Genomic DNA, 25,696 nt, shown 5'->3' on the forward strand with positions numbered 1-25,696 from the left:
CCTCCAGTGTGCCGGGTCAGGCCGAGGCCGCGGACTTCTTCGGCGGCAGCGCCATCCGGCAGATCTTCTTGGCCACGCTGAACAGCTGCTTGCCGAGCGGGCCTGTGTTGTACTGCAGGCCGTAGCGCTCGCAGATCTCCTGCACCTCCTCGGCCACCTGCGGGTAGCGGCGGGCGGGCAGGTCGGGGAACAGGTGGTGCTCGATCTGGTGCGACAGGTTGCCCGTCATCAGGTGGAACAGCGGGCCGCCGGTGATGTTGGCCGAGCCGAGCAGCTGGCGGTAGTACCAGTGCCCGCGGCTCTCGTCCTCGCACTCCTCCTCGGTGAAGGTCGCGACGCCGGCCGGGAAGTGGCCGCAGAAGATGATGTTGAAGGCCCAGATGTTGCGGATCAGGTTGGCAGTGGCGTTGCCGGCGAAGGTCAGCGGGAAGAGCGGACCGGTGAGCGCCGGGAAGAGCACGTAGTCCTTCAGCGCCTGGCGCTTGACCTTGCGCATGATGCCGGCGTGGAGGGCCTTGTTCTCCTCGATCTTGCGGGTGCCGTTGACGATGTTCTCGACCTCGAGGTCGTGCATCGCCACGCCCCACTCGAAGAACACCATGAGCAGGAACGCGTAGAGCGGGTTGCCGAGGTAGTAGGGGTGCCACTTCTGGTCCTCGTCCATGCGGAGGATGCCGTAGCCGATGTCGCGGTCCTTGCCGAGCACGTTGGTGAACGTGTGGTGGATGTAGTTGTGGCTGTACTTCCACTGCTCGCCCGGGCACACGTTGTCCCAGTCGTACATGCGCGAGTTGAGGCCGGGGTCGCCCATCCAGTCGTACTGGCCGTGCATCACGTTGTGGCCGATCTCCATGTTCTCGATGATCTTGGAGACCGCGAGCGCGCCGACGGCGAGCGGCCAGGCGGGCGGCAGGTAGAACAGGGCGCGGCCGGCGACCTCGAAGCCACGCTGGATCTTGACGACCTTGCGGATGTAGGTGGCGTCCTCCTCTCCGAGGTCGTCGAGGATGCGCTGGCGGATGGCGTCCATCTCGGCGCCGAACGCGTCGAGCTGCTCGGCGGTGAGCTTGCGGGTGGCCTCGAGGTCGATCGACTCGAGCGCCTCGGTCACGGGGTCCATCGGGAGTGCGGACATGCTCGGTTCCTCTCTAGAGCTCGACGGCGCAGTCGCCCTCGGGGGCGGTCACGCAGATCTGGATGTCCTCGTCGGGCAGCGACGAGGTGGCACCGGTCAGCACGTTGCGGACGGTGCCCTCGGTCTTGCGGGTCGTGCAGGAGAAGCAGATGCCCATGCGGCAGCCGTACTCGGGCCTGAGGCCCAGCGCCTCGGCCTGCTCGAGGAGGGTGGCGCCGGTGTTCGCCGCCTCCTGCCCGGACGCCGTGTAGGTGACGTCGCCCTCGGCGCTGCCGACGCCGGCGGGCTTGGGAGCCTTGAACAGCTCTGTGCGCAGCCGCGGGTTGTCGTCGCCGTAGGCGGCCACGACCAGCTCCATCATCGGCGCCGGGCCGCAGGCCCAGGTGTCGGTGTCGGCGTAGGCCGGCACGAGGCGCCGCAGCTCGAAGTCGGAGAACACGTGGTCGCCGTGGCGCAGGTGCACGGTGACGTCGTTGTCGGCCGCGGCGATCTCGGCCAGCTCGGCGGCGAAGATCTGGTCGGCCTCGCTGCGGGCGTAGTGCAGGAAGGTGACCCTGCGACCGGCCCGGCCGTCGTAGCCGTCGCGCAGCAGCGTGCGCACGATCGACATCGCCGGGGTGATGCCCGAGCCGCCGGTGATGAAGAGCAGGTGGTTGTTGGTCGGCGTCGCCGGGCTCTCGGCCAGCGTGAAGTCGCCCTGCGCCTGGCTCAGGTGCACCACGAGACCGGGCTCGGCGGCGACCAGCCACTTCGAGACCTGGCCCTCGTCGTGCGCGCGGATCGTCAGCGTGATCTGCTCGCCCGGCACCGAGGCCGCGGAGGAGATCGTGAAGCAACGGGTCATCCGCCTGGCCGAGCCGGGCAGGTCGAGCCCGACCTGCACGTACTGCCCGGCGCGGTGACCGCGCCAGGTCGAGGTGGGCTGCAGGGTGACGGTGGCGACGGCGGGGCCGTCGCTGTCGGGGTTCTCGCGCTCGACCGAGACGACGCGGGCGCGGACCTCCTCGGCGGCCCACATCGGGTTCACCAGCTCGAGGTAGCGGTCGACCCCGTGCGGCGAGGCGAGGGCGGCGACGACCTTGGAGCGCAGGACGCGCTGCGCGAAGGACGCCGGCGGTGCGGTGGTGCTCATCGGAGCCTCCCAGACGAGTTCGGTGTACACCTGTACACCAAAAGTCTCGTCGGACCACCCGATACGGTCAAGCACGACGTCCCGTGAGGGTGGACACACGTCCACCGCCTAGACTGGGTCGGTGACCGGCACCACCGAGACGCGCGGCGAGCGCAAGCAGCGCACCCGCCGCGCGATCCTCGACGCGACGCTCGAGCTGTGCGACGACAGCAGCCTGGTCGCGCTCTCCCTGCGCCAGGTCGCCAAGCAGGTCGGCATCGTGCCCACCGCCTTCTACCGCCACTTCGACTCGATCGAGTCGCTAGGCCTGGCGCTGGTCGACGAGTCGTTCGTCTCGCTCCGCGCGCTGCTGCGCGACGTGCGGCGCCACGACCCGGCCTACCGCGACATCGTCGACCAGTCCGTCGACACGCTCGTCACCCACGTGCAGAAGGAGCGTCAGCACTTCCAGTTCATCGTGCGCGAGCGCGCGGCCGGTCCGCTCGCCGTCCGCGCCGCGATCCGCCACCAGGTCGAGCTGTGCGAGCGCGAGCTCGCCACCGACCTCGCGCGCCTGCCCGGCACCGAGACCTGGAGCAGCGAGGACCTCCAAGTGCTCTCGCACCTGATCGTCATGGCGATGGTCGCCACCGCCGAGGACATCGTCGAGAGCGCCGGACGACCCGACGCCGTCACGGCGGTGAACGAGCGCGCCCGCACCCAGCTGCGCATGGTGCTGATCGGCGCGTTCCAGTGGAAGTCGCGCGACTGAGCCCCGAGCACGGCGACGACGTCGCTACGGTCGAGCCGTGGCCCTCTCGATCCCCGACCGCGTGCTCGTCCTCGACTACGGCGAGGTGATCTCCCGGCCGCCGTCCCACCGCGCCCGGACGGCGCTCGCGGCCGTGGCCGACGTCCCGCTCGAGACGTTCGAGGCGGCCTACGAGCAGCACCGGCTCGAGCTCGACGCCGGCACGCTCTCCGTCGTCGGCTACTGGACGGCGATCGGGCGGCTCCTCGGCCGCTCCTGGTCGCTGCCGACGATCCAGCAGCTGTGGGCCCTCGACTTCACCAGCTGGCTCGACGTCGAGCCCGACGTCGTCGACCTGCTCGTCGAGCTGCACGACGGCGGCACGCGCCTGGCGCTGCTGTCGAACGCCGGCTTCGACTTCGGCGACCCGTTCCGCACCGCACCGTGGAGCACGCTCATGGAGAGGATCTACCTCAGCGCCGAGCTCGGCATCGTCAAGCCCGACCCGGCGATCTACCAGCACGTGCTCGACGACCTCGGCATCGATTCGTCGGACATGGTGTTCGTCGACAACTTGCTCGTCAACGTCGAGGGCGCCACGTCGCTCGGCATCACCGGGCACCACTTCACGGGCGTTCCCGGCTTTCGCGCCTTCCTGGAGGGCCTGGCTCAGTAGGGTCGCGGCATGGAGCACGAGGAGTACGCCGCCCATGACGCCGTCGGCCTGGCCGCGCTGGTCCGCGACGGCGAGGTGAGCGCCGCCGAGCTGATGAACGCCGCCCGCGCCCGCACCGACGCGGTCAACGAGACCCTCAACGCCGTCGTCGTCGACGTCGAGCCCCCGGTCACCGGTGAGCAGGGCGCCGACGGGCCGTTCGCCGGAGTGCCGTTCCTGGTCAAGGACCTCCACCAGGACGTCGCCGGCTACCCGACCTCGGGCGGCTCCCGGTCCCTGATGACGACGCCCGCGGGCGAGCACGCCGACGTCGTCCGGCGCTGGCTCGACGCTGGCCTGGCCGTGTTCGGCAAGACCAACAGCCCCGAGTTCGGCGCCAAGGGCATCACCGAGCCGGTGGCCTTCGGCGCGACGCGCAACCCGTGGCACACCGACCACACGCCCGGCGGCTCCTCGGGCGGCTCGGCGGCGGCGGTCGCGGCCGGCATCGTGCCGTGCGCGGGCGCGAGCGACGGCGGCGGCTCCATCCGCATCCCCGCCTCGGCGTGCGGGCTGTTCGGGCTGAAGCCGAGCCGGGGCCTGGTCAACGCCGGCCCGGCCCGCGGCGAGCCCCTCGGCGGCACCGCCACCGACGGCGTCGTCTCGCGCTCGGTGCGCGACACCGCGGCCATGCTCGACGTCCTCGCCGGCGCGGCGCCGTGGTCGCCCTACCTGCCCGCGACGCCGGCCACGTCGTACGCCGACGAGGTCGGCCAGGACCCCGGCACCCTGCGCATCGGGCTGTGCACGGCCAGCGCGATCAACCCCACCCCCGACCCCGAGGCGCTCGCTGCGGCCACCGCGGCCGGCGAGCTGCTCGAGAGCCTCGGCCACCACGTCGACGTGCTCGACCGCGCCCCCGTCGACGACGCCGCCCTCGCCCAGGACTTCCTCACCAGCTGGTTCGCCTACTGCGCCTTCTCGGTCGACGAGGCGAAGCGGGTCTCGGGCAGCGGCGACAGCGGCTTCGAGGACGACACCCTCACCATGGCCGCACTGGGCCGTGCGACCAGCCCGGTCGACCTCATCCGCTCCATCGAGAACCGGCACACGCACGTGCGCCGCCTCGCCGAGTTCCACGAGTCCTACGACCTGCTGCTCACCCCCACCACGGCGACTCCCCCGCCGCGCATCGGTGCGTTCGAGGCACCGGCGCCGATCAGGCTCGCCCAGCGCGCCCTGCTCACCGCCCGCGCGGCAAGCGTCCTGCGGCTCACCCCGATCGTCGACCAGATGATCACCCAGAACCTCGGCTGGGTGCCCTACACCCAGCTGGCCAACCTCACCGGCCGGCCCGCGATGTCGGTACCGCTGCACTGGACGCCGTCCGGCCTGCCGATCGGCACGCAGCTGGTCGGCCGGCTCGGCAGCGACGGGCTGCTGCTGCGCGTCGCCGCGCAGCTCGAGCAGGCCCGCCCGTGGGCCGACCGGCGACCGCCCGTCTGACCTGCTCCCGGCGCCCGGGCCGCACCGACAGAGACCTCCGCCCCGCCGGGAGCCGAGGCTCCCGCCGGGGCGGACGACGTGGTGCTGGAGCGGCCTGATCAGCCGCGGACCGTCAGCGCTTGCGTACCCGCACCGTCACCGTGGTCCGGCTCGGCCGGACGGCGTCCGAGCCGAGGTAGCGCACGGTGAAGGTACGGCGACCGACCGGCTGGTTCATCCGCACGCGGATGGTCGCGCGGCCCCGCACGACGGTGCCGGCGCCGACCTGGCGACCCGCGCGCATGATCGTGACCCGTCCGGTCGGGATCGCACCGGCCCGCACGGTGACCGCGAAGGTCGTGACTCGCCCGCGCCGCACCGAGGCCGGGGTGGCGCGCGCGACCAGGGTCGAGCTGACCTTGGGCCGGGCGGTCACCGTCAGCGTGGTGGTCGTGGACGCCGCCGCGACCTGCGGGCTGCCGAGGTAGTCGACCCGCAGCTGGTGCCGTCCGACGGCCAGGCCGGCGGGCAGCCTGACCCGGGCCGTGCCACCCGCGAGCGTCGCGGTGCCGAGCACCCGCGAGCCCTCGCTGACGCGGACCTCACCGGTCGCGGGCACGGGGCCGGCGACCGTGACGGTGACGACCGGCGCCGCGCCGGCGGTGACCGTGGGAGCCGAGGCCGTCACCGACGACGCGGCCGCGCCGACCGTCAGGGTGAACGGGGCCGAGCCGCCGCCGACCCAGCCGGCGCCGGCGTACGACGCGACGAGGTCGTGACGCCCGGGCGCGAGCCCGGCCGGCACGGTCACCGTGGCGACGCCGTCGACGACGTCGGCGGTGCCGAGCAGCGTCTCGCCCTCGCGGACCTCGACCGGGCCGGTGGCGACGTCGCCCGCCGCGGCCGGGGCGACCCGGACCGGCACCGTGACCGGCGCGGCGTGCGCGACGGTGGCGTCGGCGACGGTCACCGTCGACGCCGGGGCCGGGGTGGTGCGGAAGACGCCGGGCTCGGCCGTGGCACGACCGCCGCCGGGCGTGGTCGCCGTCGCGATCCAGCCGTACGTCGTCCGCGGGGCCAGGCCCGACCACGTCGTCGAGGCCGTGGCGCCGGACGCGACGGTCGCGGTGCCGACGGTCTCGAGCGGCACGAAGGCGGCGATGTCGTCGGTGGTGAACTGGGTCTTGCGCGAGGTGAGGTCGACCGGCAGGACCATGTTGTCCGCCTCTTCCTCGTAGCGGTTGTCCGGGTCGTAGTCGACGGCTCCGAAGTCGTCGAGGAACGGCGAGTAGGTGTCGACGATCATCTCGCCGCGGTCGACGTCGAACTGCAGCATCCGCAGGAAACTGGCCCCGAAGCGCAGCCGGTCGGTCGGCAGGTAGCCACCGATCTCGGTCAGCCCGAGCTCGTCGGCGGTGACGGTGTAGGCCTGGTAGTCGGCGAGCAGCTCGACGACGTCGTGGGTCACGGTCGCACCGACGCCGGTCTTGATGTTGGTGCCGACGCCGTGCTCGTGACCGGCGAGGACCAGGAACACGTTGGGGTTGGCCTCGACGACGAGCCGGTAGAGCAGCGAGCCGTCCGGGACCGAGAAGCCGGAGCCGCGGCCGTCACTGTTGGTCGACGGCTTCAGGTAGTCGTGGCTGAGCACGATGCCGTTGCGGTCGGGGTAGCGGCGGAAGATCGAGGTGGCCCAGTCGGCCTCCTCGCGCGTCACGCCGTACGACAGGCCGACGGCGACGAACTCGAGACCACCGGCGGAGAACAGGACGTAGTTGTTCTGGTTGTCCCCCTCCTTCCACGGCCCGCCGTACGACGCGGTGCCCCAGGTGTCGTCGGCCGCCTGGTAGCGCCCGGGACCGTAGTACTGGTTGTAGATCGCGCCGGCGCCCTCCTCGCGGCCGCGCTGGTTGTCGTGGTTGCCCGCAATCACCTGGTTGGGCACGCCGGCCGCGTCGAGGGTGCCCTGCAGCTCGCTGGAGACCTCGAACTCACCGGTGACCTGCGCCTGCATCTCCGGGGTGGTGGGGGCGTCGATGTTGTTCTCGATGATGTCGCCGGTGTGCGCGACGTAGGCGATCTTGTTCGACGTCTTGTGCTCGGCGATCCACTCGGTGGTGGCGCCGTACGCCGCCTTCCAGATCGCACGCTCGGCCTCGGTCTCCTGCTCGACCGCGCCCTCGGAGAGGTACTGCGTGTCGGTGAAGTGGACGAGCGAGAAGTCGTACTCCGACGGGTCGGCGAAGCCTTCCTGCGAGCCGGCGTCGATGTCGTCGGCGAACGGGTCCTCGCCGGTGACCAGCACGTGCACGGTGCCGCGGTCGACGTAGCGCGCCGGTGCGGTGACCGTGAGCACGGTGTCGTCCTCGAGACGGCCGCGCGAGCTGGCGAGCACGTCCCAGGTGCGGGCGTCGGCGTCCCAGGCGCGGAGGGCGACGACGCGCTCGGGGTCGACGGTGCCGCTCCAGCGCACGACCGGGGCGCGCGTCTCGCCGACGGCGAGGTCGAAGCGCTGGAAGACGACGTCGCGACCGGACGGCGAGGCGAGGTCGCCGTCGCCGAGCGGGGTGAGCGTGGAGGTGTCGACGCTCTGCTCGCCGGTGACCGCGAGCGTGGTCGGGACCTTCGCAGCGACGCCCTGGAAGCCGGTCTGCGGCACGACGACGTCGGCGGCGGTGAAGGTCGCGGTGACGTCGCCGCCGCCGGCCACGGCCACCTGGGCCGAGAGGTCGACGCTGCGGCCGACGCCGGTGGCTCCGGAGACGGGCGACAGGGCCGCGGGGGCGTCGGGGATGCCGGCGCTGGTGAAGGTGATCTCGCGGGTGGCGGCGTTGCCGAGCGAGTCGGTGGCCTGCACCGCGATGGTGTGCTGGCCGGCGGCCAGGCCGGGCCCGACCGGGTCACCGAGGGCGAGCGGGGCGCCGTCGAGGGTCGTGACCGGCGTACCGGCGACGCCCGCGAGGTCGTCGAGGTCGAGGTCGAACGCGACGGCGGAGGTGATCCGCTGACCGGTCGCCGGGACGCTCGAGGCGATGACCGGCGCGGTGTTGTCGGTCACGAGGGTGCGGGTCGCGGTCTGGCCGGTGCCCGACGTCGCGCTGACCGTGTGCTCGCCGTCGGCGAGCAGGGCGGTGCGGACGTCGGCCCGCAGACCCTGCGCGGGGGCGTCGACGGCGAACGTGAGGCCCACGCGCAGGGTGCCGGTGAAGCTGCTGCCGCAGCTGCCGTCACCGATGGTGATCGGCACGACGGCGCCCGAGACGTTGGTCGACCGGTGGGTGATCGTCGCCGTGCCCGCAGCCGGGGTGAGCGAGATGTCGGTGAGCGGGAAGTCGTCGTAGTTCTGTCCGCACTCCGTGGTGACCGCGCCCGCGACCACCTCGACGACGTTGATGCCCGGGAGCAACCACTCGTTGGGGATCGTCAGGTCGGCGGTCACGCCGACGTAGTCGCCGAGGTCCATGCGGTTGCCGTTGACCAGCACGTGGTTGACGTAGCGGGCCTCGGTGCCGTTGCCGCCGACGAACATCCGCAGGTGCGCGTCACCCGAGCCGAGCGTCGGCAGGGTGCGCGCGGTCGGAACGCCGTCGACGGTGAAGCGCAGCGTCGCCTCGGGCAGCGCGGTGGTGCTGCTGCCGCAGGTGCCGTCGCCCATCGCGTAGGTCGAGGCGTTGCCGACCGGGGTGACGGTGCCGCCGTCGACTGCGAGCGACAGGGCGCTCAGCGAGAAGTCGTCACGGTTCGCGCACAGGGTGGCACCGCTGCCGCTGTTGATGTCGCCGGTGACGATCCGGACGACGTTCTCGCCGGCCACGAGGTAGTGCCGCGGCACGGGGATGGTGACGGCCTCGCTGACCCAGTCGCCGCCGATGTCGATGTGGTGGCCGTTGACCTCGAGGTAGTTGTAGTAGCGCGCCTCGATCGAGTTCGTGCCGACCGTGAACCGGAACGACGCGGTGCCGGCCGCGAGGGTCGTGGCCGCCGGCGGCACGGCGCCGTCGACCAGCAGGTCGGCGATCGACCCCGAGCCGTCGACGGTGGTCGCGGCGGTCACGGTCTGCTGGCCGCGGACCAGGGTGCCGTCCGTCGGGGAGATCCGCGGCGCGCCCTCGGGGGCGTTGTTGACGCGGACGACGTGCGACGTCGTCTGGCCGGACGCGGTCGTCGCGGCGATCCGGTGGCGGCCGTTGGCGAGGGTGCGGGTGTCGAGCTCGGTGGTGAGCCCGGTCGTCGAGCCGGGCACGCCGGCGACGAAGAAGTGCAGCTCGGCGCGGGTCAGCAGCGAGGTGTTGGTGCCGCAGCTGCCGTCGCCCATGGAGTAGGTGAACTCGTTGTCCTCGCCGTCGGCGGTCTCGCCGAGCAGCTCGAGGCGGACCTCGGAGATCGCGAAGTCGTCGAAGTTGCGCCCGCAGGAGCTCTCGATCGCGCCGGTGAAGACCTCGATCGTGTTGTCCCCGGTGGTGAGCGCGTCGTTCGGGACCGGGATCGTGACCCGCTCGTTGACGGCGTCGGTGAGGTCGATGCGGTGGTCGCCGTTGACGACGACGTAGTTGCCGAAGCGGGTCTCGATGGAGTTGTCGCCGACCTCGAACGACAGCCGGGAGCTGCCGGTGGTCTCCGTCGCGTCGATCCGCGTGCCGTCGACCGTGAGCGCGGTGACGTCGTCACCGGCCGTGGTGGCGTCGGAGGCGACGGTGATCGTGCCCTCGACGTAGCGGCCGTCGGCCGGCGTCAGGGTCGGCGGCGTCGGGTCGCCCACGAGGGCGTCGGGCCCTGTCGGCGCGGTGGCCGGCAGCGTGGGGCCGGCGGTGGCCGGTCCGGGGACGCCGACGAGGCCGAGGCCCGCCAGCGAGGTCAGCGCCGTCAGGACCGCGAGGCGGCGACGGTGCGGACGCGGGGAGTGCGTCATGCGCGAGTGCTCCTTGGGGAGGGTGTGCAGGGAGGGTGTGCGGGAAGGGTGCGGTCAACCGAGCAGGGTGGTCACGGCGAGGGCCGTGACCGCGCAGCCGAGCAACGTGAGGCTGACGGCGGCGAGAGCGGGGGCCACGCGGGTGGCGAGGCCGAGGAGGCGGTGCGAGCCGGCGGCGCGGGTGAGCCAGGCCGAGCCGGCGAGTGCGGCGAGCCCGACGCCGTACAGCACGGAGGCGAGGCCGAGCCCGAACGCGACGACGAGCGCGAGCGCGAGTGCGGCGCGGCCGGTGTAGAGACCGGTCACCAGCACCAGGAAGGCCGATGGAGACGGCACGAGACCACCCGAGATGCCGAGGAGCACGGCGCCCGGACGTCGGCGCACGGGGGCGTGGGTGTGGGTCTCGGTGCGCTCGATGGTCTGGGTGCCGTGCCCGTGCCCATGGCCGTGCCCGTGCCCGTGCCCGTGCCCGTGGCCGTGGCCGTGCCCGTGGCCGTGCCCGCCGGCGTCGCGCAGGCGGCGGCGCAGCAGCCAGGCGCCGGTGGCGACGACCAGCAGGCCCGCGACCAGCTGCAGCGACGCCGTGAGCGCCTCGAGCCGCACCAGGTCGGACAGCGAGAGGAAGGTCCACGCGACCGCGACGACGAGGACCGACAGGGTGTGCATGACGGCGACGGAGCCGGCCATCCAGGCGGCGTCGCGACGGCGTCCGTCGCTGCCGACGAGGTACGCGGCGGCGAGGCTCTTGCCGTGGCCGGGCGCGACCGCGTGGGCCGCGCCGGCGACGTAGGAGACGAGCAGCGCGAACGGGACGAAGCCGGGCGAGGTGACGAGGTCGGGGAGGCGCTCCCCCATGGACGGGAGGCCGAGCATCGGGACGAGCGCGGGCGTCATCCGGCCGGCACCTCCGCGCGGCGGCCGCGACGGCGGACGTAGAACGCCCCGGCCGCACCCCCCACGACGACCAGGCCCGCGACCGAGCCCAGCTGCACGGCGGCGCTGCTGCCGGCCGCCGCTCCCGCCTCGGGCGAACCGGTCAGGGACCAGGTGTGCTCGGGGTTGTCGTCGTCGTACACCGCGCGCTGACCGCCGGGGCCGGTGGCCAGCGTGCGGTAGTCCGGGTGGAGGTCGGTCAGGGTGCGCACGGCGACCACTGCCTCGTCAGCGAGAGCACCGCACGCGAACGAGAGCACTGCTCCGTCGGCCGCGAGGTCGGTGACCGGCAGCAGCTCGCCGTCGCAGTCGGTGCCACCGGCGCGGACGTCGACCCGGTCGAGCAGGTACTCCGAGAGCCGCGGCGACGCGGCGAGCAGGTCGCCGTCGCCGTCCTCGTAGATCGTGGCGCCGTCGAGGTAGACGCGGTCCTGCGGCAGCAGGCCCAGGGCCAGGGCGAGCGCGGTGAGGTCGTCGGTGCCGCCGACCTGCCAGCGCAGCCGGACGTCGCCGTCGTCGACCGTCACCTCGACGGTCTGCGGGTCGCCGAAGGGGTGCGCCGACGCCAGCGGGGCGAGCACGAGGCCGAGCGCGGCGAACGCCAGGCACCCGACGACCACCGCCGGGAGGCGCCGCAGCACGGCGAGGTCGAGCAGGGACACGGTGCTCCGAGGGTCGATCCGATCGGCCCCACCGATCGTGGGCACCGCGGGACGACCCTCGTGGTGCCGGTCGAACGGTTGGCTCGTCCTCGGGGACCCGGCGCCGACGAGAAGGTGAAGAAACGGGGTCGCAGCGACGCACCCACCGTCGCGCCGGAGGCGCGCGGCTCAGACCGAGCGCGGCACGACCGGCCGGACGACGACCTCGGGGATGGTGGCGTCGGCGGGCAGGTCGAGCACGTGCAGGATCGTGTCGGCGACGGTGTCGACGCTGATCCAGCGCGACGCGTCGTAGGTGCGGCCCTCCTGCTGGTGCACCTTCTCCTGCATGGGCGTCGCCGTCCGGCTCGGGTAGACCGTCGAGACGCGGACGCCGTGCTCGGTCTCCTCGGCGCGCAACGAGTCGGCGAAGGCGCGCAGCCCGAACTTCGAGGCGGCGTAGGCCGACCAGCTCGCGCTCGCGGTCAGGCCGGCCGAGGAGTTCACGAACAGGTGCAGGCCCCGCGCGCGCCGCACGGCGGGCACCAGCTGGCGGGTGAGCACCATCGGCGAGACCAGGTTGACGTTGAGCTGGCTGCTCAGCGAGACCAGGTCGAGCTCGGCCACCGGCGCGAGCTCGACGACGCCGGCGCAGTGGATGACCGAGTCGAGACGCTCGGGCAGCGGCCCGAGGGGGTCGGGCACGAGGCCCGGCGCGACGAGGTCGACGACGAGCGTGCTCGCGCCCGGGTAGCGCCCGGCGAGCACGCCTGCGCGCTCGACCGAGCGCGCGACGAGCACGAGCGAGTCGCCGCGGGCGTGGAGCCGGTCGGCGAGGGCGGCGCCGATGCCGGAGCCGGCGCCGGTGAGGAGGTGGGTGCCCATCAGGCGGTGAACACGATCTTGCCGAACACGTCGCCGCCGGCCATGGCGGCGAACCCGTCGCGGGCCTCGGTCAGCGGCACCTCGCGGTCGATCAGCGGCCGGGTGCCGGTGGCGTCGAGCATCGTGACGAGCGAGGCGAGCTCGTCGCGCGTGCCCATCGTCGAGCCGACGACCGAGAGCTGCAGGAAGAAGATGCGGGTCAGCTCGGCGTCGTCGAGCTGCGGGCCGGACGTCGTGCCGCTGGTGACGATCGTGCCCCCGGGGCGCAGCGAGCGCACCGAGTGCGACCAGGTGGCACGCCCGACGGTCTCCATGACGGCGTCGACCTTGACCGGCAGGCGGGCGCCGGACTCGAATGCCTCGTGGGCGCCGATCTCGACCGCGCGGGCCCGCTTGGCCTCGTCGCGGCTCGTCGCGAGCACCTTGAGCCCGGCGGCGCGGCCCAGCATGATGCACGCCGTGGCGACCCCGCCGCCGGCGCCCTGCACGAGCACGGTGTCGCCGGCCTTGAGGCCACCGCGGGTGAAGAGCATGCGGTACGCCGTCAGCCACGCCGTCGGCAGGCACGCCGCCTCGGCGAACGAGAGCGAGGCCGGCTTGGGGACGACGTTGCGCCGCGGGACGACGACCTGCTCGGCCAGCGTGCCCTGGTGCCGCTCGGAGAGCAGCGACCGCCGCGGGTCGAGGGTCTCGTCGCCGGTCCACGACGGGTCGCTGATGACGGCGTGGACGACGACCTCGTTGCCGTCGTCGTCGAGCCCGGCGGCGTCGCAGCCGAGGATCATCGGCAGCTGCTCCTGCTTGAGGCCGACGCCGCGCAGCGACCACATGTCGTGGTGGTTGAGCGAGGCGGCCTTGACGGTCACCGTCGTCCAGCCGTCGGGGGCCTCGGGCTCCGGCCGCTCACCGAGCACCAGGCCGTCGAGGGGGTTGTCAGCGGAGAAGGACTCGGCGTAGACAGCGAACATGTCCTCGACCGTAGTGGTGCGTCACCTGCTCGTCATGAGGGAGGCCTAACGTGAGGGTCATGGACCACCCCACCGTCGTCGTCCTCTTCGGCGCCACCGGCGACCTCGCCAAGCGCAAGCTGCTGCCCGGACTGCTCCGCCTCGACGAGGCCGACCTGGTCCCGGAGATGCGCATCGTCGGCACCTCGCTCGAGGAGCTCGACCGCGAGGCCTTCGACAAGCTGGCCCGCGCGGCCTGCGAGGAGTTCGGCAAGGGCGAGATCACCGACGAGCGCTGGGCCCCGTTCAGCGAGCACCTGCACTACGTCTCGACGTCGGCCGGCCCGGCGGCGCTCGCCGCCGTGGTGGCCGAGCTCGAGGCCGAGCTCGGCCCGGTCGACGACGTCCGGCGGCTGCACTACCTGAGCGTGCCGCCCAAGGCCGCGCTCGACGTCATCCACGAGCTGGACGCGGCCGGTCTGGTGGAGCGGTCGCGGGTGATCATGGAGAAGCCGTTCGGCACCGACCTCGCCTCGGCGAAGCGGCTCAACCACGAGGTGCACCAGGTCTTCAGCGAGGACCAGGTCTTCCGCATCGACCACTTCCTCGGCAAGGAGGCGGCGCAGAACATCCTCGCGTTCCGCTTCGCCAACGGCCTGTTCGAGCCGATCTGGAACCGCAACTTCATCGACCACGTGCAGATCGACGTCCCCGAGACGCTGGGGCTCGAGGGCCGCACCAAGTTCTACGAGTCCACCGGCGCCTACCGCGACATGGTCGTCACCCACCTCATGCAGGTGCTGGCGTTCATGGCGATGGAGCCGCCGACGACCCTGGCGCCCGGGCCCATCGGCGAGGAGAAGCTCAAGGTCTTCCGCTCGATGCGCCCGATCGAGCCGCACAACGTCGTCCGGGGTCAGTACACCGGCTACCGCGGCAAGGAGGGGGTCAGCGACGACTCCGACACCGAGACCTTCATCGCGCTGAAGGTCGAGATCGACAACTGGCGCTGGGCCGGCGTGCCGTTCTACCTGCGCACGGGCAAGAAGCTGGCCGAGGGGGCGCGCATCATCTCGATCGCCTTCAAGGAGCCACCCCTGTCGATGTTCCCCGCCGGGTCGAACGCCGGCACCCAGGGCCCCGACCACCTGACCTTCGACCTCGCCGACCAGTCGCGCATGTCGCTGTCGTTCTACGGCAAGCGCCCCGGCACCGGCATGAAGCTGGAGAAGCTGTCGATGCAGTTCGCCACCAACGACACCACGAGCAAGGGCCTGGTGCTGGAGGCCTACGAGCGGCTCATCCACGACGCGATGCGCGGCGACCACACGCTCTTCACCTCGGCCCAGGGCATCGAGACGCTGTGGGAGAAGTCCCAGCAGCTGCTCGACCACCCGGTGCCGGTGCGCGGCTACACGCCGGGCTCGTGGGGCCCCAACGCGATCCACCAGCTCGTCGCCCCGCACGCCTGGCGCCTGCCCTTCGAGCGCACCTGGCGCGACCCGAACGTCACCGGCGGCTGACGACCGCTCAGCCCGCCAACAGCGGCGCCAGCTCGCGGGCCACCGCCACCGAGCGGGCCGGATCGTCGGTGGCGTCGACGTCGAGCACGAAGACACCCCGCGTGGTCGCGACGTACACGGTGGCGACGTCGAGGCTGTCGCGCTGCACGAGGCGCGCCACGCCGCCGTCCCCGACCGGGACCTCCTCGATTGCCGCCCCCTGTCGCTCCGCACTGTCGGCGAGGGACTCGACCGGCGCCGTGCGATCCAGGGTGTAGACCAGGACGCCGACACCGTCGGGGCCGCCGTAGGTGCAGCGGAGACCGTCGCCCAGCTCGCCGCGCTGGGCCGTGACCCTCGTGTCGAGCACGGTGCCGACCTCCTCGCCGGTCAGGGCGTCGCACGGGTGCGCCTGCGGCTCGGCGTCGGGGACGTCGGAGGTGCCGCCGAGCAGGATCGTCAGCACCGCGATCGCGACGCGGCCCTCGTCGTCCGCCGTCGGACCGGTGCCGTAGACGGTGTAGCCGACGTCGCCGACGACCGCGACCAGCGACGTCGTCGTCAGGTCGTAGGAGGTGTCGGTGACGAGCAGCGCCTCGTCGGTGCCGGGCACCTCGACGTCCTCGGTGCTGACCTCGCCCTCGTCGGAGGTCGGGGTCGACAGCTCGACGATGTCGGCGGCCGTGGTCGCACCGCCGCCGGCCAGGATCATCACGCTCGGTGAGCCGTCGGCGGTGAAGGTGCACACCGAGCCGAACGGCTGCTGCTTCTCCACGTGCGTGACGTCGCCCTGCCCGGTCAGGCGCGCGACGTCGGCGTCGGTGAGGTCGCCGCAGGCGCTGATCGCCTCGGCGGTCGTGCGGCTCGGGCTGGGGTCGTCGGCGTCGTCCGGGCTGCCGCCGTCGCCGCAGCCGGCGAGGGCCAGCAGCAGGACCGGGAGGGCCACGACAGCGCGTCTCATGCCGGCACCGTGCCACCGTGGCCGGGCCGGCAAACGCGTCAGCGGCGCGCGACCCCGTCGGCGCGGGCGGCGGCCGCGACGGCGGTGGCCACCGCCGGCCCGACCCGCGGGTCGAACGGCGAGGGGATCACGTAGTCCTCGCGCAGCTCGTCGCCGACGAGATCGGCCAGCGCGGTGGCCGCGGCGACCTTCATGCCCTCGGTGATCGCGGTGGCGTGCACGTCGAAGGCGCCCCGGAAGATGCCCGGGAACGCGAGCACGTTGTTGATCTGGTTGGGGAAGTCCGAGCGACCGGTGGCCACGACCCGCGCGTACTTGTGCGCGACGTCGGGGTGCACCTCCGGGGTCGGGTTCGCCATCGCGAAGATGATGGCCTCGGGTGCCATGCGCGCGACGTCCTCCTCGGGGATCGTGCCGCCGGAGACGCCGAGGTAGACGTCGGCGCCGTCGAGGACGTCGGCGAGCGAGCCGCTGCGCCCGGCGCGGTCGGCGGTGATCTCGGCCAGCGCCTTCTTCACCGGCGTCAGGTCGCTGCGGCCCGAGTGGACGACGCCCTTGCGGTCGGTGACGGCGATGTCGGTGATGCCGGCCTCGATGAGGATCTTGGCGATCGCGACGCCGGCAGCACCGGCGCCGGAGATGACGACGCGCGTGGTGGCGGCGTCGCGGCCGGTGAGCTTCAACGCGTTCTCGAGCGCGGCGAGCGCGACGACGGCGGTGCCGTGCTGGTCGTCGTGGAAGACCGGGATGTCGAGGCGCTCCTTGAGCCGGTCCTCGATCTCGAAGCAGCGTGGGGCGGAGATGTCCTCGAGGTTGATGCCGCCGAAGCTCGGCGCGAGCCGCACGACGGTCTCGATGATCTCCTCGGTGTCGGTCGTGTCGAGGCAGATCGGGACGCCGTCGACCCCGCCGAACTGCTTGAACAGCACCGCCTTGCCCTCCATGACCGGCATGGCCGCGGCGGGCCCGATGTCGCCGAGGCCGAGCACCGCGGTGCCGTCGGTGACGACCGCGACCACGTTCGGCACCCAGGTGTAGTGCTGGGTCAGCGACGGGTCGGCGGCGATCGCCTCGCACACCAGGGCGACGCCGGGCGTGTAGGCCAGCGAGAGGTCGTCCTTGTCGGCGAGGGCGACGGTCGAGACCGTCTCCATCTTGCCCCCGACGTGCAGGTCGAAGACCGGGTCGCCGGCGCGCGGGTGGTCGGTCGACACGGGTCCGGGAGTCATCTCAGCCACGGTTCGCGATACTTCCACACCGCTCACCGGCCACTCCCGACGTCTCGGGACATCCCGGGAGATCCAGGTCACACCCGTCGGCGCAGCGCCCGCGGCCGTGGCCACACCCGGCACCACGCGACGGCCAGCACCTCGTCGTCCGGGACGGCGCCGTAGGCGCGGGAGTCGCCCAGCCCCTCGTCGGCGTTGTCGCTCAGCAGCCACCACCCGGTGTCAAGACGCCCGGCCACCCGCTTGACCGCCACCGTGCCGTCGCGCAACCGGGCCACGACGACCGCTCCGACACGCACCGCGGCGCTGTAGCGGACGAGCAGCCGGTCGCCGTCGCGCAGGCCCGGCAGCATCGAGCGGCCACGGACCACCACCATCCCCAGGGGTGCGGATCGAGGGGTCGCCACGCGGAGTAGTGTCGCAACTGCCCACCCGTCTCCTTGGACTGACCCGAGAGGAAACCCATGCTCTCCCGCTTCTTCGCGCCCACGATCGAGGCGCAGGCCCACTGCGACCTCCCCTGCGGCGTCTACGACCCGGCCCAGGCGCGCATCGAGGCCGAGTCGATCAAGGCCGTCATCGCCAAGCTCGCCGACAACGACGACCCCGACTTCCGCACCCGCGCGGTGCTGATCAAGGAGCAGCGCTCCGAGCTGGTCAAGCACCACCTGTGGGTGCTCTGGACCGACTACTTCAAGCCGCCGCACTTCGAGAAGTACCCGCAGCTGCACACGCTGGTCAACGAGGCCACCAAGCTCGCCGGCGCCACCGGCACCAAGGGCTCCATGGACGCCGAGGTCGCCGACCAGCTGCTCGCCAAGATCGACGAGATCGCCGAGATCTTCTGGGAGACCAAGAAGGGCTGATCCCGAGGCCACCCGCGGACGCCGCGCTCCCCGCCCACCGGGCCGGGGAGCGCGGCGTTCGTGCGTCTGGACGACGGCCCCGACCCACGCGGTGAGGTGGTCGGCACGACCCCACCCGGCCCCCGGTCGGGTGGCGGTAGGGTCGCCCCCGTCGGCCCACCAGTGAACGAAGGATCCTCACCGATGTCAGTCACCCAGCCCGACCAGCCCGTCGGACGAGCCGACGTCGAGCTCCGCCTGCCGGCCGACAGCGCCTACGCCTCCGTGCTGCGCACCACCACCGCCGGCCTCGCCGCGCGCCTCGACTTCACCATCGACGACATCGAGGACCTCCGCATCGCCGTCGGCGAGGCCAACGCCATGGTGCTCGAGCACGCCGACGAGGGCAGCGACCTCGTCGCCACGTTCCACCTCGCGCCGGGGCGCATGGTCGTCGGCATCGCCGTCGAGGCCGCCGGCAACCCGGTGCCCGACCTCGACAGCTTCGCCTGGCAGGTGCTCGACACCCTGGCCTCGTCGGCCGACATCTCCTCCGCGGGCGGCCGGTTCGCCGTCGAGATGACCATGACCTCGTCGGCGTTCGGCGACGGCGCCTGACATGGCAGAGCCCGACACTCGGGAGCAGGGCCCGGCCGCCGACGAGCGCCAGACCCGCATCGAGCAGACCCGGCGCCGCAGCGCCGAGCTGTTCGTCGCGATGCGCGCCGACCTCGCCTCCGAGGCCGCGCGCACCCACGCCCGCGACGCGCTGGTGCACCTCCACCTGCCGCTGGTCGAGCACTGCGCCCGCCGCTTCCGCAACCGCGGCGAGCCGTTCGAGGACCTCGTGCAGGTCGGCACCATCGGGCTGATCAAGTCGATCGACCGGTTCGACACCGACCGGGGCGTCGAGTTCTCCACCTACGCCACGCCCACGATCATCGGCGAGATCAAGCGCTACTTCCGCGACAAGGGCTGGGCCATCCGGGTGCCCCGGCGTCTGCAGGAGCTGCGCATGCAGATCGGCGCGGCGACGGCCGAGCTGACCCAGACCCTGGGCCGCTCCCCGACCCCGCGCGAGCTCGCCGAGTCGATCGGCTGCACGGTGGAGGAGATCGTCGAGGGCATCGAGTCGAGCAACGCCTACTCGACGCTCTCCCTCGACGCCACGAGCGACAACGACGACGACTCCTCGAGCATGCTCGACGCCATCGGCATCGACGACGAGGGCCTGGCCCACGTCGAGATCCGCGAGTCGCTCAAGCCGCTGCTCGAGCAGCTGCCGGCACGGGAGAAGCGGATCCTGCTGCTGCGGTTCTTCAAGAACATGACGCAGTCGCAGATCGCCGAGGAGATCGGGGTCTCGCAGATGCACGTCTCGCGCCTGCTGACCCGCACCCTCGCCCAGCTGCGCGAGTCCCTCGACTCGGCTGATCACTAGCGACGAGAGAACACACGAGACCCGCTCGAGGCTGCCTTCCCCCAGAGGCGGCCGAGCGGGTCACGGTGTGCGTGGCCCGGTCGTGCGATCCCCCCAGATCCGCGCGACCTCGGCCAACGACCACAACCGTACGCAGGCGCGACCCACGCTCAGCCCACGCGCCGAGAACACGACGGCCAGCATTCGGTAACAACGTGTCGCGCTTACCCCGGCTAGCGCTCGCCGAGCAGCGCCGCGACGCTCGCCGGTCGCAGCATCGCAACGATCGTGACGATGCCGACGACGGCCAGCCCGAGGGCCAGAGCGGCGTTCTCGCGCGCGTTCCAGGCGATGCCGAGCACGATCAGCTGGGTGATGAGCACCGGCCCCCGGGTCCACCCCTCGAGGCGCGTGAGGCCCCACGAGCAGAACAGCAGCCCGGCTCCGTAGACGGCGAAGAACACCGCGACGGAGATGGAGACCTCGACGCTGCCCGGCACCCGGTCGACGAGACCTGCGACGGCGAGCGCGAGCAGCACCAGGCCCTCGACGCCCACGACGACGGCCGCGAGGAGGAGGCCGCGCGGCAGCGGCGAGGAGACGGACGCATCAGGCACGTCGAGGAGGGTACTGTCGTTTCTGGCAATGGGGAGCCACCCACCTGGTCCGGTTGTGATGCAACCGACCGGGCGAAACACTTGAACGCAGCCGCGATAGTTGCAACAGTGGTCCGGCGTTCGTGAAATCCTTCACACACGAGGATTCACGGCTGCCCGCAGGCCTGAGCATCCCTGCCTGCACGTATCGACTTCGAAGGATCCACCTGCCATGGATTGGCGTCACCGTTCTGCGTGCCTCGACGAGGACCCGGAGCTGTTCTTCCCCATCGGCAACACCGGCCCGGCCATCCTCCAGATCGAGGAGTCCAAGCAGGTGTGCCGACGGTGCGACGTGCGCGAGCAGTGCCTCGCCTGGGCCCTCGAGGCCGGACAGGACCACGGGGTCTGGGGCGGCCTGAGCGAGGACGAGCGCCGCGCCCTCAAGCGCCGCAACGCCCGCGCCCGCGTCCGCACGGCCTGAGCCCGCCCCGCGACCCGGCTGTTCCAGCCCGTCCTAGCCCGTTCTAGCCCGCCGGTCCCGGCACGTCGATGACGACGCTGGTACCGCCACCGGCCCGCCCGAGCATCGTGAGCTGGCCGTCGAGCTCGCTCTCGACGAGGGTCCGCACGATCGAGAGCCCGAGGTTCGTCGAGCCGTCGAGGTCGAAGCCGGCCGGGAGTCCACGGCCGTCGTCCTCGACGACGACGCGCATGCGCCCGGCGTCGTGGGTCACCCGCACCACGATCGTGCCGTCGACCCCCGGGTCGGCGTCGTCGTAGCCGTGCTCGACGGCGTTCTGCAGCACCTCGGTGAGCACCATCGCCAGCGCGTTGGCCGCCTCGGAGGTGAGCACGCCCACGGTGCCCTCGCGGCGGACGGCGACCCGGCCGGTCAGCGCCCCGACCTCGGTGACCATCGCGCCGAGCCGGTCGGCGATCTCGTCGAAGTCGACAGTCTCCTCGACCGCCTGGCTGAGGGTCTCGTGCACGATCGCGATCGAGCCGACCCGGCGCACCGCCTCCTCGAGCGCGAGCTTGGCGGTGTCGTTGTCGATGCGCCGCGCCTGCAGGCGCAGCAGGGCCGCGACCGTCTGCAGGTTGTTCTTCACCCGGTGATGGATCTCGCGGATCGTGGCGTCCTTGGTGACCAGCTCGCGGTCGCGGCGGCGCAGGTCGGTCACGTCGCGCACGAGGATCAGCCCGCCGATGTGCTCGCCCGCCGGTCGCAACGGGATCGAGCGGACGATGATCGAGACCGCCTCGGGGCCGTCGCCGCCGATCTCGACGTCGCGGTGCGCGCGGCCGCCCAGGACGGCGCTCAGCGTCTCCTCGTCGGGGCGACGACGCGGCGGCACCAGCTCGCGCACCAGGTCGGGGAACGCGTGCCCGGCCAGGTCGCCGGAGAGCCCGAGCCGGCGGAAGACCGACTGGGCGTTGGGGCTGGCGTAGACCACCCCCGCGCCGGCGTCGACCCGCACGAAGCCGTCGCCGACGCGCGGCGAGTCGGCGTGGTCGCTGCGCTGCCCCGTCGAGGGGAAGTGCCCGGTCGCGATCATCTGGGTCAGGTCGGCCGCCGTCTGCAGGTAGGACAGCTCGAGACGGCTCGGGGTGCGCACCCCGAGGAGGTTGGTGTGCCGGCCGATCACGCCGATCACGCGCCCGGCCCGCACCACCGGGATCGTCTCCATGCGCACCGGCACCTCGTCACGCCACTCCGGGTCGCCCTCGCGCACGGTGCGTGCCTGGTCGAAGGCGGCGTCGATCAGCGGACGGCGTCCGCGCTCGACGAAGGTGCCGATGACGTCGTCGACGTAGGCGGTGGGCCCGGTGGTCGGGCGCATCTGCCCGGCCGCCCAGTAGCCCGTGCCGGCCCGGTCGGGCAGCCACAGCAGCAGGTCGGCGAAGCTCAGGTCGGCGATGATCTGCCAGTCGGCCTGGAGCAGCTGGAGCCAGGCGACGTCGGCCGGGCCGAGATCGGTGCGGGTCCGGACGATCTCGGTGAACGACGGCACGACGTCAGGTTAGGCCCGCTCCCCCGGTGACGAATCGGGGGTCGGTGGTGAGAGGATGCAACGCGTGTCCGGGGCCGATTGGAAGCAGGTGCATGCTGACGACTTCCGGGTCCCCCCACACCTCTCGCTGGCCGAGATGACCGAGGAGCTCACGGTCATGCTCGGCGACACCGACCCCGACCGGCGCGACGGCACCGCCTACCCGACCCTGGCCACCTGGGTCGAGCGCGGCGTCTACGACGACCTGCTCCCCGGCCTGGGCGACGGCATGGTCGCGGGCCTGTCCGTCGGTCTCGGCGAGCAGGGCACCGACTCGGTCTTCCGTCGGGCCTTCAGCGTGCTGGTGCTCGCCGAGTGCATCTCGCGCGACAACGCCCGGCCCCTCGTGCTCGGCGGCAAGGTGCTGCAGTGGGGCGACGCGATCGCCACCTGGCTGCTGCGCGAGCAGGACCTCCGCGGCTACGTGCCGGGCAAGGGCTGGGCCCACGCGATCGCGCACGGCGCCGACGCCCTGCGGGTGCTGGCCGCCTCGCCCCACCTCGGCAAGCCCGAGCTCACCGTCGTCCTCGACGTGATCGCCGACCGACTGCTGATGCCGGGCTCCGAGCCACTGATGCACGGCGAGCCCGACCGGCTCGTCAACGCCACCTTCGCGGTCCTGCGCCGCGGCTCGGTGCCGATGACGGTGCTCGAGCCGTGGGCCAACCGCATCGCCGCCGGCGCCTCGCCCTACTCGCGGGCGCGCGACAGCGACCCGTTCCTGCCCACCTCCGACGCGCAGTCCTTCCTCCGGGCGCTCTACCTGCGGCTCGCGCTCGGCAGCCGGCCGCCCACCGTGCGGGCCGACCTGATGCTGGTCCTCGTCGGCCTGCTCCGCGAGACCAACCCGTCCTTCCGCACCCCGTGAGGCTCCGCTCGGTAGGTTGCCGAGCATGAGCGAGACCACAGGCGATGTCACCGGCGAGATCACCGGCCAGATCACCGGCCACGCGGGCGAGCTCGCCGTCGCGGCCGCGCAGGCCCACGGCGTCGAGACGATGTTCACCCTCTCCGGCGCGCACGTCTTCCCGATGTACGACGGCGCGGTGCGCTCGGCCGACAGCGACCGGCCGGTGCGGCTGGTCGACGTCCGGCACGAGCAGACGGCGGCGTTCGCCGCCGAGGCCACGGGCAAGCTCACCCGGGTGCCCGGGCTCGCCGTCCTGACGGCCGGGCCCGGGGTCACCAACGGCGTCAGCGCGATCGCCCAGGCGCAGTTCGCCGGGTCGCCGATGGTCGTCGTCGGTGGCCGCGCGCCGCAGAACCGGTGGGGCACGGGCAGCCTGCAGGAGCTCGACCAGCCGCCCATCGTGGCCTCGATCGCCAAGCACGCCGCCACCCTGCCCACGGCCGCCGACGTGCTCGCCGGCATGGACGCCGCGTTCGGCACCGCCGGCTCCTCGCACCGCGGCCCGGTCTTCGTCGACGTGCCGATGGACGAGTTCTTCAACACCGCCACGTCACCCGCTCCCACCGGCGAACGGCCACGGGGCGCCGACCCGGACCCCGACGACGTCGCGCGCATCGCCGGCCTGCTCGCGGCGGCGACGAGGCCGACGCTGATCCTCGGCACCGACGTCTGGGCCGACGGCGCCGAGGAGGTCGCGCTGCGCCTGGTCGAGGCGGTCGGCCTGCCGACGATCACGAACGGCATGGGCCGCGGCGTGGTCCCCGGCGGTCACCCGCTGCTGGTCACCAAGGCCCGAAGCCAGGCGCTCAAGGAGCCCGACCTCGTCGTCGTCGTCGGCACCCCGCTCGACTTCCGTCTCGGTTACGGCGTCTTCGGCGACGCCCAGGTGGTGCACGTCGCCGACTCCCCCGGACAGCTCTCCAGCCACGCGGCGACGGCGGCGACGGCGTCCGGTGACCTCACGGCGTTCCTCGACGCCCTGCAGGTCGCCCTCGAGCGCGGCCCGAAGCCCGACTGGACGGCGTGGGTCTCGTCCCTGCAGACCGCCGTCGCGGCCGGCGTCGAGCGCGACCGCGCGCTGCTGACCGCCGAGGCCGACCCGATCCACCCCGCCCGCATCTACGGCGAGCTGGTGCCGAGGCTGGCCGACGACGCCGTGGTGATCGGCGACGGCGGCGACTTCGTCAGCTTCGCCGGCAAGTACGTCGAGCCGAAGCGGCCCGGCGGCTGGGTCGACCCGGGCCCCTACGGCTGCCTCGGTGCCGGGCTGGGCGCCGCCATCGCCGCCCGCATCGCGCGTCCGTCGGCCCAGGTGGTGCTGCTGCTCGGCGACGGCGCCGCCGGCTTCTCGCTGATGGACGTCGACACGCTCGTGCGGCACGGCCTGCCCGTGGTCATGGTGATGGGCAATAACTCCGCGTGGGGCCTGGAGAAGGGCCCGATGCAGATGCTCTACGGCTACGACGTCGCCGCCGACCTCGCCCCGCGCACGGCCTACCACGAGGTCGTCAAGGCCCTGGGCGGCGCGGGCGAGACCGTCACCGACCCGCGCCACATCGGGCCGGCGCTCGACCGGGCGTTCGCCTCCGGCGTGCCCTACCTGGTCAACGTGATCACCGACGTCGAGGCCGCCTACCCGCGCGCCACGTTCGGCATCTGATGCACGTGCGACTGGCCCGGCCGGCCGACCTCGAGCGCCTCGGTGAGATCACCGTCGCGGCCTACGCCGACTTCACCCACGGCCCCGACGACACCTACGTCGCCCGGCTGCGCGACACCGCGGCCCGGGCCGACCAGGCCGAGCTGTGGGTCGCCGTCCACGACGACGGTCGCCTGCTCGGCAGCGTCACCAACTGCCCCCCGGGCTCGCCGTGGCGCGAGATCGCGCGCGACGACGAGGGCGAGTTCCGGATGCTCGCCGTCGACCCGTCCGTGCGACGCACCGGCGCGGGCCGCGCCCTCGTCGAGCACGTCGAGGAGCGGTGGCGCGCCGCCGGGGCCACCGGGATCGCCCTGTCGAGCCTGGCCGACATGACGGCGGCGCACGCCCTCTACGCGCGCCTGGGCTTCACGCGCGACCCCACGCGCGACTGGTCGCCCCACGACGGCGTCGACCTGCTCGCCTTCACCAAGGCCCTGCGATGAGCACCCTCACCGCGACGCTGAGCTTCACCGTCACCGAGGCCGACACCGCCGTGGCGGTCGGCTCCGGCAGCCTGCCCGTGCTCGGCACCCCGCGCGTGCTGGCGTGGTGCGAGGCCGCCACCTGTGCCGCCCTCGAGCCGACCCTCGCCGACGGCGCCACCAGCGTCGGCACCCGGGTCGCGCTCGAGCACAGCGGCGCCTCCGCCGTCGGCCAGGAGGTCGAGGTGTCGGCGTCCACCACGTTCGTCGACGGACGCCTGCACCGCTTCACCGTCGCCGCCCGGCACGTGGGCGGCCGGGGTGCCGGCAAGGTCGTGGCCACGGGCGAGGTGACCCGGGTCGTGGTCGACGTCGAGCGGTTCCTCGCCCGGCTCTGATTTCGCCGTCGTGGCCCGACCTGGGAGACTGGGGTGTTCACGACTCCAGGAGGTCACCATGGGCAAGACCGGACGCAAGCGCCGCGCACGCCGCAAGAAGGGCGCGAACCACGGCAAGCGCCCCAACGCCTGAGCATCCTCAGGCCTGCGCAGACGACCCCCGGACCGCATCGCGGTACCGGGGGTCTTCTCGTGTCTCGTCCGC

General features: G+C 72.7%; 25 protein-coding genes. 13 read left to right on the forward strand and 12 right to left on the reverse strand.

Features of this window, described 5'->3' with window-relative positions:
• Positions 1–16: 16 nt before the first annotated feature.
• Both ABFT23_RS18355 and ABFT23_RS18360 read right to left on the reverse strand, forming a co-directional pair.
• A complete protein-coding gene (locus ABFT23_RS18355) occupies positions 17–1,135 on the reverse strand; it encodes a fatty acid desaturase family protein (protein WP_347897786.1) in 1,119 nt (372 codons plus the stop codon).
• A 13-nt stretch (positions 1,136–1,148) separates the two neighbouring features.
• The gene (locus ABFT23_RS18360; protein ID WP_347897788.1) at positions 1,149–2,267 is read right to left on the reverse strand and encodes a flavin reductase family protein; all 1,119 of its coding nucleotides are present in this window, start codon (positions 2,265–2,267) and stop codon (positions 1,149–1,151) included.
• Positions 2,268–2,388: 121 nt separating this feature from the next.
• On the opposite strand from ABFT23_RS18360, the gene ABFT23_RS18365 reads away from it, so the two are divergent.
• The 3 genes from ABFT23_RS18365 to ABFT23_RS18375 are packed head-to-tail and all read left to right on the forward strand — an operon-like array spanning position 2,389 to position 5,158.
• Positions 2,389–3,018 carry a TetR family transcriptional regulator gene (locus ABFT23_RS18365; protein WP_347897790.1) on the forward strand — a complete coding sequence of 210 codons (630 nt, stop codon included), beginning with the start codon at positions 2,389–2,391 and terminating at the stop codon, positions 3,016–3,018.
• Positions 3,019–3,055: 37 nt separating this feature from the next.
• The gene (locus ABFT23_RS18370; RefSeq protein ID WP_347897792.1) at positions 3,056–3,673 is read left to right on the forward strand and encodes an HAD family hydrolase; all 618 of its coding nucleotides are present in this window, start codon (positions 3,056–3,058) and stop codon (positions 3,671–3,673) included.
• 9 nt (positions 3,674–3,682) lie between these two features.
• The gene (locus tag ABFT23_RS18375) at positions 3,683–5,158 is read left to right on the forward strand and encodes an amidase (protein WP_347897794.1); all 1,476 of its coding nucleotides are present in this window, start codon (positions 3,683–3,685) and stop codon (positions 5,156–5,158) included.
• 112 nt (positions 5,159–5,270) lie between these two features.
• On the opposite strand, the gene ABFT23_RS18380 is transcribed toward ABFT23_RS18375, so the two are convergent.
• From ABFT23_RS18380 to ABFT23_RS18400, 5 genes are all read right to left on the reverse strand, one after another.
• Positions 5,271–10,046, reverse strand: a complete 4,776-nt coding sequence (locus tag ABFT23_RS18380; RefSeq protein ID WP_347897795.1) for an Ig-like domain repeat protein — start codon at positions 10,044–10,046, stop codon at positions 5,271–5,273.
• A gap of 54 nt (positions 10,047–10,100) precedes the next feature.
• Positions 10,101–10,940, reverse strand: a complete 840-nt coding sequence (locus ABFT23_RS18385; protein ID WP_347897796.1) for a HoxN/HupN/NixA family nickel/cobalt transporter — start codon at positions 10,938–10,940, stop codon at positions 10,101–10,103.
• On the reverse strand, positions 10,937–11,641 hold the full coding sequence (locus ABFT23_RS18390) for a hypothetical protein (RefSeq protein ID WP_347897798.1): 705 nt from the start codon (positions 11,639–11,641) through the stop codon (positions 10,937–10,939). The genes ABFT23_RS18385 and ABFT23_RS18390 overlap by 4 nt, the downstream gene beginning before the upstream one ends.
• A gap of 168 nt (positions 11,642–11,809) precedes the next feature.
• Positions 11,810–12,505, reverse strand: coding sequence for an SDR family oxidoreductase (locus ABFT23_RS18395; protein WP_347897800.1), 696 nt, complete (start codon positions 12,503–12,505; stop codon positions 11,810–11,812).
• Positions 12,505–13,473 (reverse strand): zinc-binding dehydrogenase, encoded by a 969-nt coding sequence (locus ABFT23_RS18400; RefSeq protein ID WP_347897802.1) that lies wholly within the window; start codon positions 13,471–13,473, stop codon positions 12,505–12,507. The genes ABFT23_RS18395 and ABFT23_RS18400 overlap by 1 nt, the downstream gene beginning before the upstream one ends.
• 59 nt (positions 13,474–13,532) lie before the next feature.
• Between ABFT23_RS18400 and zwf the strand changes: the two genes are divergently transcribed.
• Positions 13,533–14,975 carry a glucose-6-phosphate dehydrogenase gene (zwf, locus tag ABFT23_RS18405; protein WP_347897804.1) on the forward strand — a complete coding sequence of 481 codons (1,443 nt, stop codon included), beginning with the start codon at positions 13,533–13,535 and terminating at the stop codon, positions 14,973–14,975.
• Between the two features lie 7 nt (positions 14,976–14,982).
• On the opposite strand, the gene ABFT23_RS18410 is transcribed toward zwf, so the two are convergent.
• The 3 genes from ABFT23_RS18410 to ABFT23_RS18420 all read right to left on the reverse strand — a co-directional run bounded on the left by ABFT23_RS18410 (position 14,983) and on the right by ABFT23_RS18420 (position 17,551).
• Positions 14,983–15,915 carry a hypothetical protein gene (locus ABFT23_RS18410; protein ID WP_347897806.1) on the reverse strand — a complete coding sequence of 311 codons (933 nt, stop codon included), beginning with the start codon at positions 15,913–15,915 and terminating at the stop codon, positions 14,983–14,985.
• A gap of 38 nt (positions 15,916–15,953) precedes the next feature.
• Positions 15,954–17,144, reverse strand: coding sequence for an NAD(P)-dependent malic enzyme (locus tag ABFT23_RS18415; protein WP_457623695.1), 1,191 nt, complete (start codon positions 17,142–17,144; stop codon positions 15,954–15,956).
• A 77-nt stretch (positions 17,145–17,221) separates the two neighbouring features.
• Positions 17,222–17,551 (reverse strand): S24 family peptidase, encoded by a 330-nt coding sequence (locus ABFT23_RS18420; RefSeq protein ID WP_347897808.1) that lies wholly within the window; start codon positions 17,549–17,551, stop codon positions 17,222–17,224.
• Between the two features lie 57 nt (positions 17,552–17,608).
• Between ABFT23_RS18420 and sodN the strand changes: the two genes are divergently transcribed.
• The 3 genes from sodN to ABFT23_RS18435 all read left to right on the forward strand — a co-directional run bounded on the left by sodN (position 17,609) and on the right by ABFT23_RS18435 (position 19,430).
• Positions 17,609–18,010: a superoxide dismutase, Ni gene (gene sodN, locus ABFT23_RS18425; protein WP_347897810.1), complete on the forward strand. Its 402-nt coding sequence runs from the start codon at positions 17,609–17,611 to the stop codon at positions 18,008–18,010.
• A 183-nt stretch (positions 18,011–18,193) separates the two neighbouring features.
• Positions 18,194–18,607 (forward strand): ATP-binding protein, encoded by a 414-nt coding sequence (locus ABFT23_RS18430; protein WP_347897811.1) that lies wholly within the window; start codon positions 18,194–18,196, stop codon positions 18,605–18,607.
• Position 18,608: 1 nt separating this feature from the next.
• On the forward strand, positions 18,609–19,430 hold the full coding sequence (locus tag ABFT23_RS18435) for an RNA polymerase sigma factor SigF (RefSeq protein WP_347897812.1): 822 nt from the start codon (positions 18,609–18,611) through the stop codon (positions 19,428–19,430).
• Between the two features lie 212 nt (positions 19,431–19,642).
• On the opposite strand, the gene ABFT23_RS18440 is transcribed toward ABFT23_RS18435, so the two are convergent.
• On the reverse strand, positions 19,643–20,026 hold the full coding sequence (locus tag ABFT23_RS18440; RefSeq protein WP_347897814.1) for a hypothetical protein: 384 nt from the start codon (positions 20,024–20,026) through the stop codon (positions 19,643–19,645).
• Between the two features lie 211 nt (positions 20,027–20,237).
• On the opposite strand from ABFT23_RS18440, the gene ABFT23_RS18445 reads away from it, so the two are divergent.
• Complete coding sequence (locus ABFT23_RS18445; RefSeq protein ID WP_347897816.1) at positions 20,238–20,489, forward strand: WhiB family transcriptional regulator; 252 nt, start codon at positions 20,238–20,240, stop codon at positions 20,487–20,489.
• 43 nt (positions 20,490–20,532) lie between these two features.
• On the opposite strand, the gene ABFT23_RS18450 is transcribed toward ABFT23_RS18445, so the two are convergent.
• A complete protein-coding gene (locus ABFT23_RS18450) occupies positions 20,533–22,020 on the reverse strand; it encodes a sensor histidine kinase (RefSeq protein WP_347897818.1) in 1,488 nt (495 codons plus the stop codon).
• 64 nt (positions 22,021–22,084) lie between these two features.
• On the opposite strand from ABFT23_RS18450, the gene ABFT23_RS18455 reads away from it, so the two are divergent.
• The 5 genes from ABFT23_RS18455 to ABFT23_RS22605 are packed head-to-tail and all read left to right on the forward strand — an operon-like array spanning position 22,085 to position 25,624.
• The gene (locus ABFT23_RS18455; RefSeq protein WP_347897820.1) at positions 22,085–22,927 is read left to right on the forward strand and encodes a DUF2785 domain-containing protein; all 843 of its coding nucleotides are present in this window, start codon (positions 22,085–22,087) and stop codon (positions 22,925–22,927) included.
• A gap of 25 nt (positions 22,928–22,952) precedes the next feature.
• Entirely contained in the window at positions 22,953–24,629 is a 1,677-nt protein-coding gene (locus tag ABFT23_RS18460) for an acetolactate synthase (RefSeq protein ID WP_347897822.1), read from the forward strand.
• Positions 24,629–25,114 (forward strand): GNAT family N-acetyltransferase, encoded by a 486-nt coding sequence (locus ABFT23_RS18465; RefSeq protein WP_347897824.1) that lies wholly within the window; start codon positions 24,629–24,631, stop codon positions 25,112–25,114. The genes ABFT23_RS18460 and ABFT23_RS18465 overlap by 1 nt, the downstream gene beginning before the upstream one ends.
• A complete protein-coding gene (locus ABFT23_RS18470; protein ID WP_347897826.1) occupies positions 25,111–25,491 on the forward strand; it encodes a thioesterase family protein in 381 nt (126 codons plus the stop codon). Before ABFT23_RS18465 ends, ABFT23_RS18470 begins: the two co-directional genes overlap by 4 nt.
• Positions 25,492–25,549: 58 nt before the next feature.
• Positions 25,550–25,624 (forward strand): 50S ribosomal protein bL37, encoded by a 75-nt coding sequence (locus ABFT23_RS22605; protein WP_369797015.1) that lies wholly within the window; start codon positions 25,550–25,552, stop codon positions 25,622–25,624.
• Positions 25,625–25,696: the final 72 nt, after the last annotated feature.

The sequence above is a fragment of the Nocardioides secundeburneus genome (assembly GCF_039939255.1).
Lineage (GTDB): Bacteria > Actinomycetota > Actinomycetes > Propionibacteriales > Nocardioidaceae > Nocardioides.